This window comes from Blastococcus sp. LR1, from assembly GCF_020166105.1.
In the GTDB taxonomy this organism is placed as follows: domain Bacteria; phylum Actinomycetota; class Actinomycetes; order Mycobacteriales; family Geodermatophilaceae; genus Blastococcus.
Genome location: NZ_JAIUJY010000003.1, coordinates 488,872 through 501,650 on the forward strand (window position 1 = coordinate 488,872; position 12,779 = coordinate 501,650).

A 12,779-nucleotide genomic window follows, 5' to 3' on the forward strand; every position below is an offset into this window, starting at 1 on the left:
CGGCTCAGTCGCTCGGGGTGTTCGTCATGATCAACAGGCAGCGTCCTAGCTGCCTGACCGATGAACCCATCGTCGTTGTATCCCACCGGCTCCGTCGGCCGTTCGCCGCGCGGCTCCACGACCAGTTTGATGCCGAGCCCGCCTCCCCCAATGCCAGTGCACCCGCCGTCGGTTGGTCGCGGGCGCGTTGGGTCACGGAACTGTCGCTGTGCGCTTCTAGAGTCGGCTGGTAGCAGCCCCGAGCCTGGAATGTCCACGGTGAGGCGGCGTAGTGACACGGAACGGACGGGGCGTATGAGCAAGTCTCTGCTTGAGCAGTTGCCGGGCATCGTCGCAGCTGGCAAGCGCCAAGCTGCGCAGATCTTGGAGCAGCTTGAGGGGCGCAACAGGGTGACGTTGCAGACCCGCGAGCTCGTGATCCCGTCCAGGGACACAGCCGGCATCGACATCTTCCGGCAGGCGGCGCATGAGCAGGGCGGCGACATCGCCGACGATGGCCAGTTGAACAGACTCATCTACGGCGACAACCTGCTCGCCATGGCCGCGCTTCTCGCCGGCGACGAAGACACGCCGAGCCTTCGCGGCAAGGTCGACCTCATCTACATCGACCCGCCGTTCGACTCGAAGGCCGACTACCGCACGAAGATCACACTGCCGGGGACCACGATCGAGCAACGCCCGACCGTGCTGGAGCAGTTTGCTTACTCCGACACGTGGGCTGACGGCACAGCTTCGTATCTGGCAATGATCACGCCGCGGCTTGTTCTCATGCGAGAGCTGCTTGCCGACACCGGAAGCATCTATGTCCACTTGGACTGGCACGTCGCCCATTACGTGAAGATCGTCCTGGACGAGGTCTTCGGGCGATCAACCTTCTTGAACGAGATCGTCTGGAAGAGGTCTCCGTTTGCTGGAAGTAGCAAGGCCAGGTCTAAGAAATTGCCGGTGAATCATGATCTTATTTTTTCCTACGCCAAGGGCCCTGGGTACCATTTCCAGCATCAGTACGAAGAGTATTCGGAGGACTACAAGGCGCGATTCAAGTATTTCGATGGGGTCGGTTACTACCGCAAGACCTTGCTCAAGACTTACTCGGCAGCGACAGCTGCGCGCTTGAAGGAAGAGGGGCGCTGGATCGACCCGATCAAGCCTGGCGCGTACCCGTCGTACAAGCAGTACCTGCACGAGTCTAAGGGGAAACAACTAGAAGACATCTGGGGTGAAGAGTTCGAGCTGCTGGATGCGGACGCCGACGAGGAAAACGTCTGGGAGGACGTCAATGCCGCTAACCCTATGGCAAAGGAACGTATGGGTTATGCGACGCAGAAGCCACTCGTCTTGCTGGAGCGGATAATCGCTGCCTCGTGTCCGACTGGCGGCCTAGTCGCTGACTTCTTCGGCGGCTCGGGGACTACAGCCGCCGCTGCGGAGCGCTTGGGCCGCCGCTGGGTGGTCAGTGACCTCGGCAAGCCAGCCGCCATGATCACCCGCAAGCGGCTCATCGATCAGGACGCGAAACCGTTCCTGTACCAGGCCATCGGTGACTACCAGGTGGAGCAAGCTCGCTCGACCCTCGGCCGATCGTTCCGTGTTGGCGACTTGGCCAAGGTCGTGCTCGACCTGTTCGGGGCGCTGCCGTTGCCGCCGGAGGACAACGTCAACGGGAGCCTTGGGCGGATGCCGAGCTCCCGGACGCTGGTGTTCGCTGACAGCCCGTCGAAGCTGACGACGGTGTCGACCTTGCGGCGGGCGCAGGGCTACCGAGACAGCAAGCTCGGCGGCTTCGACAAGGTTATCGTTTTGGGTTGGAATTTCTCAGCCGGAATAGGGCAAGACATCGCCGCCCTTAACGATTCACACCTCGAGGTCTTGGTCATCCCACCGGACCTGCTGGACCGCTTGAAGAAGAAGGGCGCCGACAAACTCGCTAGCAAGGTGAGGTTCGCAAGCCTTCAGTATCTGCAGGCGAGCATTGCGTCGCGCAAGTCGGTTGGTGACGGAGAAGAGTTGCGGGTTGACCTGTGCAACTACGTGCTGCTGTCGCCCGAGGCGATCAACCTGGATGAAAGGAACCGCGATTCGCTGCGGCACGTCATGAACGCCGAGCCGCTTGCTTTGATCGAGTACTGGGCGGTTGACCCCGACTACGACGGCGAGGTGTTCCGGTCGGTATGGCAGGACTACCGAGGCAACACCGAGAACGATAACGACCCGCTGCGTGTGGTGACATCGGCGCAGCTGCAGCTGCCCCGCAGAGAGGGAGCTCGGCGAGTGTGCGTCAGGGCCGTGGATGTCTTCGGGTTCGAGTCCGAGGTCGTTGTCGACGGTGTGGAGGTCGAGTGATGACTGGGCAACAGGACCGGTTTCCCCTCGCTACGGGCCTGTCAAAGCTGGTCGACGGCCAAATCCCGGACCTCATCGCGGGTCTGTCGCCGGATTTGTTGGAACAGGTGACGCCGACGACGGCGGAGTTGCTCAGGTTCTGGTTTCAGATGGACTACTGCGACCTGCGCGTCTTGAACTTCCACGAGGGCCAGCGCGCCGCCATCCTGCACATCATCTACGCCCATGAGGTCATCGGGGCGCGGAGCCTGCGCGAGCTGTATGAGGCAGTGGCCGGCGACGCGATGCTCGATGGAGGGGTGCTGGGCGAGGTCAGCCGCGACCGCCACGGCCATCCGAAGTACGCCGCCAAGATGGCCACCGGGACCGGCAAGACGTGGGTCCTGAACGCCCTGCTGGTCTGGCAGCACCTCAACAAGCTGGCGAACCCGACCGACGAGCGCTTCACCAGCAACTTTCTCCTTGTTGCGCCCGGCCTGATCGTCTACGACCGCCTGCTCGATTCGTTCCAGGGCAAGACGGTCGGTGGTGAGCGCGACTTCACGACCAGCGACATCTACCAACAGCGGGACTTGTTTGTCCCGGAGAACTACCGGACCCAGGTGTTCGGCTTCCTGCAGTCGTCCGTGGTCACCAAGACCGATATCGGTCGCAAGGTGACCGGCTCGGGGCTCGTGGCGATCACCAACTGGCACCTGCTCGCTGGCGAGGAGGATCCCGACTTCGTTGCCGACTACGAAGATGAGGTGGAGGCCCCAGGCGGCGAGATCGACGCCCGGGCAGCGGTGGAGAGCTTCTTCCCTCTCACTCCCGGCACGTCTACCGGCAACGCCCTCGACGTGTTGGACCGCCGCTTCCTCCGCGGGGGACCGCTGGAGGCGTTGAAGGACCTGCCGGACCTGATGGTGTTCAACGACGAAGCCCATCACATCCACGAGGTCCGCAGGGCCGACCAGGTCACTGACGTCGAGTGGCAGAAGTCGCTGACGGAGATTGCCTCGACCAAGGGCTCCCGCTTCATCCAGGTTGACTTCTCTGCGACCCCGTACAACGAGGTCGGTTCCGGCGCGAAGCGGGGTCGTCAGTGGTTCCCGCACATCGTGGTCGACTTCGACCTGAACTCGGCCATGCGGGCAGGGCTCGTCAAGGCGCTCGCGTTGGACAAGCGCAAGGACGTCGCCTCCCTGCCGTTGGACTTCAAGGCCGAGCGCGACGAGCAGAGGCGCGTCACCGGCCTGTCACAGGGCCAGCGGGTCATGCTGCGGGCTGGCCTGAGAAAGCTTCAGATTCTGGAGCAGCAGTTCACCGACACGGACCCGGAGAAGCACCCGAAGCTGCTAGTGATTTGCGAGGACACGAACGTCTCCCCGCATGTCGTGGAGTTCTTGCAAGGCACGGGGCTAGCCGAGGACGACATCCTGCGAGTGGATTCCGGTCGCAAGCAGGAGCTTGGCCCGAAGGATTGGGAGCCGATCCGGGAGCGCCTCTTCGACGTTGACCGGCACAAGCATCCGAAAGTCATCGTCTCGGTGCTCATGCTGCGCGAGGGCTTCGACGTCAACAACATCTGCGTGATCGTCCCTCTGCGCTCGTCCGAGGCGTCCATCCTCTTGGAGCAGACCATCGGCCGGGGCCTGCGACTGATGTGGCGCGGCAACGATGCGATAGACCAGCTCAAGCGTGAGACTCGCGAGCGGATCGCCAAGCGTCAGGAGCCGACCAACTACTTCGACGTGCTGTTCATCGTCGAGCACCCGGCCTTTTCTCGCTTCTACGAGGAGTTGCTGGGTGGCGATCTCGTCGGTGAGGTTGGCGATGAGGCCGACTCCACAGATGCAACCGGTGATCTTGAGCATGTTGACTTGCGCCCCGGCTACCCGGCGTACGACTTCGAAGTGCCGATCATTATCCGCGACGCGGATGAAGAGCTGAAGCAGCCGAGTCTCGACCCGCTGGCGCTCACCCCGAGCAAGTACCAGATCGACTGGCTCCTCAAGCAGATCGGCAAGGGTGACCGGTTCGTCTCCCAAGATGCGCAGACGGGCACTCAGTACGGCGACTACAGGGTCGACGGCGGCATCCTCACAGCCACCGGATACAACGACTACCTCTCCCGGATGACCACGCGCATCACCGAGGCGCTCGGGCGAAGCCTGACCAGCAGCGCGGGCAAGTACAAGGAGATCAGCCAGTACCCGATCCTTCAGGCGTACAAGCCACTGCTGACCAGTTGGCTCGACACCTACATCCGGCACCGGATGTTCGGCCCTGACTTCGACCCCCTCGAGGGGGAGAACTGGCGCGTCCTGCTGCTGGATGACGTCGCGCACGACATGGCAGGCGTGTTCGCCAGCAAGCTCACCGACGTGCAGGAGACTCAGTCCGTCGCCGAGGCGATCATCCAGTACCGCCTGCTGTCCGAGGTCAAGACCATCCCGGTCCGCGCCAGTGCCAGCGTAGATGTCAAGAAGTGCATCTATCCGAAGCTCCCCGTGCCCTCCCAGGGCGGCGGTCTGGAGCGGTTGTTCATCGAGTGGGCCGATAAGGACAGCCGGATCGAGGCCCTACTCAAGATCCACGAGTACCGGCACGACTTCCTCCGACGCCCGTACCTCAAGGCTGACGGTATGCCGGCGCAGTACTCGCCGGACTTTATCGTCCGTACGGACGTGGATGTGTACGTAGTCGAAACCAAGGCGCAGTCAGCTCTTAGCGACGAGAACGTCAAACGCAAGCAGCGTGCAGCCTTGGCCTGGTGCGAACAGCTCAACCAGCTGCCGAGTCACCAGCGTGCGGAACTGTCTTGGCACTACGTCCTGCTGGGGGAATCGATCGTCCGGGAGTGGCATGCAAAGAACGTCCGTGCGACTGAGCTTCTCGACTACGCGCGGCTGAGGCGGACCGACACTCCGATGCAGGGGATGCTTCTGTGATCAGAGCGTCGACGGGCGCGTCGCGGATGCACGCCCTCCAAGCCGATAGGCACGACGAGATGCGGATTCGCTTCGCCAAGCAGCACTTGGCCGCTGCCCCGACGGGACCGGTCGACTAAATGCACACGACCGATGAGACGGGCTTGCGGATCGAAGTGGCTCGCCGGGGAGGCGATCATGTCTGATGGCCGCGACCGCGGAGCGCATTTCTACCGCAGTGACTTGCAGGTCCATACTCCGCGCGATGCAGCGTGGAAAGGTAAGCGCCCAGTTTCAGTCGACGACCGCAAGGCGTATGCGGGGGCGTTTGTAGCCGAATGTCGCCGCATCGGCCTACAGGCGGTAGCGATCACCGATCACCATGACCTGCTTTTCGCCCCGCTCATACGAGAAGCCGCAAGCGATGAGATCGATCCGGACGGTGACCGATATCCACCGGAAGAACAGCTGGTTGTCTTCCCCGGAATAGAGCTAACCCTTGCGCTTTCCCGACAGGCGCTTCTCATCTTGGACGCGGACTTCCCGACAGACCGCCTGCCTCTGGTGCTTGAAGCGCTGGCGGTCACGCCGCACGACCCAACTGCCCCCAAGCTCCCGGACGTCGTTGCGTTGGACCACATCACCTCCTTGGGGCAACTCCACGACATCCTTGACCAGAGGGACTGGCTAAAGAAGCGCTATATCGTACTTCCGAATGTTACTGACTCTGGCCACAAGTCAGTTATGCGCAAGGGTATGCAGGCCGAGTACAAAGAGATGCCCTGTGTCGGCGGCTATCTGGACGGTTCTATTGAGAAGATTGGGACCGGCAACCGGACGATTCTTGATGGCAAGGATCCGAACTGGGGGAGCAAGGCGCTCGCCCTCTTCCAGACATCGGACAGCCGTAGCGAAACCTTCCAGGATTTGGGCAGGCACTCGACCTGGGTGAAGTGGGCCGAGCCGTCCGCAGAGGCTCTGCGACAAGCATGTCTAGGCCGGGAGTCGCGGATAGCTCAGTCGGAACCACAGTTGCCGAGCGTCTATATCTCGCGACTATCGGTCTCCAACAGCAAGTTCTTGGGCCCCGCCGACGTTTCGTTCAATCCACAGTACAACGCGATCATAGGCGGGCGCGGAACGGGAAAGTCAACACTGCTCGACTATCTTCGCTGGGCGCTATGCGACCAGGCTGCGGATGCCGGAGACGAAGAGCTTGCAAACCCAAGCGTTCGGCGCCGCCATCTGATCGCAGCCACGTTGACGCCCGTGAGTGGACAGGTTGAGGTCTACTTCACGATCAATGAAATCCCGCATGTAGTGAGGCGGGACGCTGCCACGGGTGACATACTCCTCAAGGTCGGCTCTGAGGAGTTTGCGCCAGCACGCGAGGCCGACATCCGAGCGCTCTTGCCTGTGCACGCCTACAGTCAGAAACAGCTGAGTAGCGTATCGCTTCGCTTGGATGAGCTGACTCGATTCGTCACCGCACCGATCAAGCAAACGCTAGATGCTCTCGACGCGAAGGTAATGGACGTTTCTGGGCGCCTTCGCGAAAACTATGCCGTACTCCAGCGCGCTCGCGATCTTGACGGGAGGATTGCTCGTTCCATCTTGGCCGAGAAGTCCTTGGCGGAACAAGCGGCAAACCTCCGTCGATCTCTCGGAGGACTATCCGACGAAGATCGACAGGTCCTGGATCGGAAGCCGGCAGTCGACCGGGTGCGCGATGCATTGGGTGACTGGCGTCGGGACCAAGAGGCGTTGAGCGAATCGGGTGCGGCGTACGTCGCAGAGATCGACCGTTCAATCCGTGGCCTCAAAGTTCCCGAGGACGTCCCCGAGGAACTCCGGGAATTGGCCGAGGCGACGCAGCGCCAGAGGCGGTTAATTTTCACCGAGTTGCGTCGTAACGTTTCAGATGCCCTCGCGAACCTGGAGCAGGCTTCAGCTGCGGGATCATCACTACAAGCTAACGACGCTAGTCTTTCTCAGGGCCTGACGGCGTTTGAGACGCGCTACGAGGAAGTTAAGTCAAGGTCGTCTGCTCATGAGGTAAAGCTAACCGAACTCGCGCAGATTGAAGAGCGGCGCAAGGTGGCGGCAGAGACGTTGCAGCGCCAGCAACGCGACCGTTCAGGCCTTGATGACCCCGAGGCAACTCACTCCCGCCTTCGCCAAGAGCTGATCGAGCAGTACGGTCAACGGTCGGAGCGTATGGCACGCGAGTGCCAACGCCTCACGGAGCTTTCCGGTGGCCTACTGCGGGCCTCTATGAGTCGCGGTCGAGGCCTCGATGGCGTGGAACAGAGATTCAGGAATCTAATCCAAGGATCTGGTGTCCGCGGCGCACGCGTCGAGCAGCTGTTCTCCGAACTCCGAAAGGACTCGGACCCGATCGGGACCTGGGAGCAGGTTCTCGTGGAACTAGAGTGGCTTATGCTTATCGGGGAAGAGGGAGAGCACACGTCCGAAATCACGCCGAACTTGACCCGCCTTGGACTGCCCGTCCCAGACCAAGTGCGTATCCGAGGACGGATCACCCCGGATGGATGGCTTGACCTGGCGTTGACACCGCTTAACGATGAACCGGTCTTTGAGTACCAAACGCGGGAGCGAGAATTCATTGCATTCAGTTCGGCGTCCGCTGGACAGCAGGCGACGGCTCTGCTGCGGATTCTCCTCGCCCAGACCGGCATGCCGCTGATCATCGACCAGCCCGAAGAGGATCTCGATAGCCAGGTCATTCAAGATGTCGTCGAGCGAATCTGGACGGCGAAGAAGGGCCGGCAACTGCTGTTCGTCAGCCACAACGCAAACCTGGTCGTCAATGGGGATGCGGAACTGGTCGTGGCTTGTGGATATCGGAAGGCGGGCGACCAGTCGGGAGGTCGCATCAAGCTTGAAGGCGCGATCGACGTCCCTGCAGTGCGGGACGAAATCACGCAAGTGATGGAAGGTGGCGAGAAGGCATTCAAGCTTCGTAAGGAGAAGTACGGCTTCTGAGCTGGGTCGGTGCCCTTCGATTTTGAGGCAGCTCGACGGCGACGACCCCGCGGGTCTGGTCGCAGTCGTGGCAATGCCGCATGTCGGTCGTCCACTGTCCGTGCGGCTTGTGCTGCTGCACGTCGCTGACATGGCCGCATGTCGATGTCACGCGCCATGTCCGAAGGTCTGACGGGCTGGGCCGACTGGTGTCAAGAATTCTCGTGATCTCGTCCAGCTGTCGTTCGCTGAGTGGCGAAGGAGGGCAGCAGTAGCCGCAGGTGTAAGGATCGGGAGCCCGCATGCTTGAACGGTGACCACGGCAGTCCGGGTGGCGGGCGACGAAGTCGGCCTGGGCGTCCTCGTGTTCACGCTTCTCCTGCTGATTTAGTCTTATGAGCGGCCGCCAGTCACCGAGCCCGTCGATGCTGGATTCGCCGCAGCCACGGCAGTGGATGCCGGCCTCGAGCTCGGCACGGGTCAGCCGTGTGCCCTTCGCATCCCATTCCCGCCTGAAGCCCGCCCTAGGGGCCCGTGGCGAGCTCTTGACCAAGAAGCTATGCGCGCCGTCAGGATCGGCCGCAACCATGCGGAGGGGCTCCCGGTGGGGGAAGTTCTGGTTGCAGTCGCGGTGAATCCGTGGCCGTTCAAGTACGTCCGCAGTTGTATCGAAACAGCGTGAACCTCCTGCTCAGAGGCCTGTTGTGGACTTCGCCGGACGCCCGCGAACGTGATCATGACGGCCTGGCAGTGCGGGGCGGGCAGGTCCGTAGTCGCCACCCTGGCTGTTCAGTCTGGTCTTCGCTCCGCGTGGGCCCTATGCGCGATCGCGCTACTTCTCCTTCTTGACGCCTTTGAAGGACCCGCCGCTCTTCTTGGCCTGTAGGAAGCGGCCCGTCGTGGTGTCGCGCTTGACCCACATTCCAGTCTTAGCGTTCTTGACCTGCGAACGGCCCGTGACGGCGCCAGCACGCGAGCCTCGGCCAGTGTTCTTAGCCATAGCGCCCTTCTTCGTGTTGTGCTCCCGCAACCTAGCGGCCGCGGCTGACATAGCGGAATCAACGCTCGATGAGCCAGTCCGGTAGGTGAGGAGCGAGATAAGACCCGACGCCGGCCACGAGCAAGAGCACGAGAGCGATGCCGAGAGCTGCCGTACTGCGCCGTCGCAGGTGAGAGCCCAGGGTGCTGGGCTCCCGGTTGAGCAACACAGACGCGGCCAGTGCGCTCGGTCCGATGATCAACGCAAGGTCACGCAGTTGACTCGGGTGCTCGATGGCGACGGCCGTAGCTAGCAGTACCAGGAGCACCGTGGTGGTGTTGATAACGAACTGGAGTCTGCGTAGCGGAGCCAGCGTGAAGTCGAGGGTGATGCGGTAGTCCCGGTCTGGGTCGTGGGCGTAGACCGCGTAGGTCTGTTGGCTCTGACGAGTGGTGAAGGCGCCAAACGCGTCGGAGTCTTGACCGGCTGTCCGGGCTCGGACGGACGTGATGCGGACGTTGGGGTCGTCGACCGACAGGACGACGTGATTACTTAGCGCATCACTGATGACGAGGTCCTGCTGGGTCTCGTTGTGGGCCCACGATAGAGCGCGTCGCTCGGAGTACTTCAGGAGAAAGGGTTCGTCCAGGGGGACAGTTGTAGCAACAAGCATGTCGTAGTTGCGACCATAGTCCGCCAACGAGCTCAGAAAGTCGCCGGCTGCGCTCTGCGCGCTACTGGCAGCATCCGCCACGGCTTCTTCCAGCAAGGTCAAGTATTTTGTCAGTAGTGCTTGAATTCTCTCGTGCCAATCCAAGGATTCGTAGTCGATGGCGTCGGCGAAGGACGGGAGCGCCAGTAAGGGGTGTTCTGTCGGACTCAGGCCTGCACCGGCCTCGCCGTATCCGGCTAGTCGAGACGCGATCCGGCCGTCTACATCCAGCCAACCGGCGACCACCGCCTCTGGCAGTGGTCGCCCGAAGCCGTCTTCCAGGTAACTGTTCGCGTACTTCGCAAGATCCTCCGCATCGGCAAGATCCCAACCGGTACTGGTGTAGCCCAGGACCGCCTCCATCAGCTGACGCACGTCCTCGTCGACCGACCCAAGGCCCGAGTCCTCAACAAGGGCAAGGAGGAAATCGGTTTCGCGGCTTGCTATCTCAGCTCGAGGTAGGAGAAACGCGGGAGCATTCTCAGGGCCGTTGACGTCCAGATCCAGTAGTGCACCACGTGGCACCGAGGCAACGTTCAGCACTACGAGGGCGGTCGTCGCGTCCTGTGCGGCTTGGGCGGCGCTCGATGGCAGGAGCGTGCGGAGTGGGAGAGCTTGCAGTGAGCGACGTCGGAGACAGCTCGTCGCCGTGTCGATCTCGACGTGCTCGACGATGCGAACTCGCCAGTCCAGCGGGCGCGCGATCAGCGCTGTGGTCAGCGCTGTGTCTGCGCTCAGATCCACATCCACTCGCGCCGTCCGTCCTCATCGGTCCATGTCCCAGCGACCCTAGCGTCAGCGCGTGCGCTGTCCTCCTGAACAGGAGGCGCGCTGTGCGGGGACGCGGTGGGCGACGTCGTTGCGGGCTTCGGCGTCCCATTCGATGGTTCGCAAGCGTGGTGCCACGGTGGTGGCCACGCTTGTGGTTCGGCACCATCCTGAGAAATTCAGGGACGGCGTCCCACGCGCGTCTGACTCGCGCGACATCGGCGAAGGTCGACTCGACGGGTCTTCGTCTGTCCGCTCAGGCCCCGGTCGCTGCGATTTCCACGCCGACGAGCGCTCAGGCCGTGCCTTATCCGTGCCTTAAGCATCGGCCAAAGCCGGTGGTCAGCGGTCAACAGGGGGCAGCACCGTTACGGCACGGGAGCTGCGTCGAAGCCGCGCTGAGCTGCGCAGACGAGCAAATCTGCTGGTCTGGACGTGGAGCGGGTGACCGGGATCGAACCGGCATGGCCAGCTTGGAGTCCGGGTATCGCGCCGCGCTCTTTCATGTCCCGTGATTTTCGTCGCGTCATCGACGTCCGAGACCGAGGATCGAGTACTTCCACGCGGTACCTCTCCGTAGGGCGGCCTACCGGAGAAGTACTGGAGAGGCTCGGTAGGTCGCTCGTGAAGAGTCCCACGGTGTGGGCGTTCAGATGCTCGGTCGCGTGCTGACCGTGGTCCACAGCGTCGGCTTGCGTACACAGATGGCTGCCGGTGCCGGCCGGTCGACTACCGCTGGGCGTTCCGTAGTCGTTGCCGTGGCTGCCTGAAGCAGTCATCCGGCTGACAGCGGAGTCGCGGGGTCGAGCGATGGAGGTCTGCGATGGTGAAGCCGCGGAGACGGCAGGCGGGCGAGGGCGGGATCAGCGAGTACATGACCAAGGCTGGTCCGCGCTTCCTGATCAAGTTCACTGCTCAGCGACCGGACGGTACAAGGCGCGTCGTCCTCAAGCGCGGGTTCAAGACCAGGAAGGACGCCGCTGCGGCACTGCGCGCGGAGGTCCGCAAGGCCGAAGTGGGGGAGTGGGTCGAGCCGTCGAAGCAGCGTCTCGACGCCTACCTCGCCGAGTGGATCCAGGGCCAGCGGCTCAGCCCCTCAACGCTGGCCTCCTACCGGAAGAACATCCGGCTGCACATCGATCCGTACCTCGGTGCACAGTCGGTCGCCCGGCTCACCGGTCCGGCGGTGGACGCATGGATGCGCACACTGGAGGAGTCCGGCCGCGCGGATGGTCAGGGCGGTCTCTCCGCCCGAACGGTGCGCTACGTGTACACCATTCTGCGGTCGGCGCTGGGCGACGCGGTCAAACAGGGACGGCTCTCGGTCAACCCGACCGACCGGTCGACACCGCCGAGTCCGTCGGAGGCCCGGCCGCCGGAGATGCAGGCGTGGACCGCGGCCGAGCTGGGCCGGTTCCTCGGCTGGGCGGAAGCCTACGACGAGGACCTCGCCATGGGGTGGCGGCTGCTCGCGGCCACCGGGATGCGCCGCGGAGAGGCGCTGGCCCTACGCTGGCGGGATATCGATCTGGACGCCGGCCGCCTCGCCGTCCGCCGCAGCGTCGGTGTCGTGAAGACCAAAGGCGCCGGCGAACGCTTGGTCGAGGGCCCCACCAAGACGGGCCGGGCACGCGTCGTCGACCTCGACGCCGGCACCGTGGCCGCGCTGCGTGCCTACCGGGCCGCTCGCGGACTGCTGGCGCTCGATCTTGTGCGTGACTCGGCGCTCGTGCTCGGCAACTTGGACGGCACCCATCGGCACCCTGAGCGCTTCTCCCGCCGCTTCACCGGCCACATCGCCCGAGCGCGCCAAGCGCTGGGGGAGGAGCGGCTACCGGTGATCCGGCTGCACGATCTCCGCCACACGCACGCCACCCTGCTGCTGGCCGACGGCGTGCCGGTCAAGGTCGTCTCGGAGCGCCTCGGCCACGCCAGCGCCACCATCACGCTGACCGTCTACCAGCACGTGCACCCCGGTATGGGTCGCGAGGCGGCCGACCGCTTCGCGGCCCTGCTCGAGGGCTGATCCGAGGCGCGAAGTATCACGCGGGTATCAGAAGACCCTTCCGAGCCCTGACAC

Annotated in this window: 5 protein-coding genes; 4 read left to right on the forward strand and 1 reads right to left on the reverse strand. The window is 63.1% G+C overall.

The features are described from left to right. Positions 1–294: 294 nt before the first annotated feature. The 3 genes from LBW97_RS11065 (at position 295) to LBW97_RS11075 (ending at position 8,261) form a co-directional block, all read left to right on the forward strand. Positions 295–2,343: a site-specific DNA-methyltransferase gene (locus LBW97_RS11065; RefSeq protein WP_224499426.1), complete on the forward strand. Its 2,049-nt coding sequence runs from the start codon at positions 295–297 to the stop codon at positions 2,341–2,343. After that, on the forward strand, positions 2,343–5,276 hold the full coding sequence (locus LBW97_RS11070) for a DEAD/DEAH box helicase family protein (protein ID WP_224499427.1): 2,934 nt from the start codon (positions 2,343–2,345) through the stop codon (positions 5,274–5,276). The genes LBW97_RS11065 and LBW97_RS11070 overlap by 1 nt, the downstream gene beginning before the upstream one ends. Positions 5,277–5,453: 177 nt before the next feature. Then, the gene (locus tag LBW97_RS11075; RefSeq protein WP_224499428.1) at positions 5,454–8,261 is read left to right on the forward strand and encodes a TrlF family AAA-like ATPase; all 2,808 of its coding nucleotides are present in this window, start codon (positions 5,454–5,456) and stop codon (positions 8,259–8,261) included. A 1,037-nt stretch (positions 8,262–9,298) separates the two neighbouring features. Here the strand turns inward: LBW97_RS11075 and LBW97_RS11080 are convergent. After that, entirely contained in the window at positions 9,299–10,681 is a 1,383-nt protein-coding gene (locus LBW97_RS11080) for a hypothetical protein (RefSeq protein WP_224499429.1), read from the reverse strand. An 841-nt stretch (positions 10,682–11,522) separates the two neighbouring features. Between LBW97_RS11080 and LBW97_RS11085 the strand changes: the two genes are divergently transcribed. Next, positions 11,523–12,725, forward strand: a complete 1,203-nt coding sequence (locus LBW97_RS11085; protein WP_224499430.1) for a tyrosine-type recombinase/integrase — start codon at positions 11,523–11,525, stop codon at positions 12,723–12,725. Positions 12,726–12,779 lie beyond the last annotated feature (54 nt).

Excerpts from the sequence above, each read along its gene's own strand:
- LBW97_RS11070 (WP_224499427.1), top strand. The coding sequence starts at position 2,343 with ATGACTGGGCAACAGGACCGGTTTCCCCTCGCTACGGGCCTGTCAAAG.
- LBW97_RS11075 (WP_224499428.1), top strand. The coding sequence starts at position 5,454 with ATGTCTGATGGCCGCGACCGCGGAGCGCATTTCTACCGCAGTGACTTG.
- LBW97_RS11065 (WP_224499426.1), top strand. The coding sequence starts at position 295 with ATGAGCAAGTCTCTGCTTGAGCAGTTGCCGGGCATCGTCGCAGCTGGC.
- LBW97_RS11085 (WP_224499430.1), top strand. The coding sequence starts at position 11,523 with ATGGTGAAGCCGCGGAGACGGCAGGCGGGCGAGGGCGGGATCAGCGAG.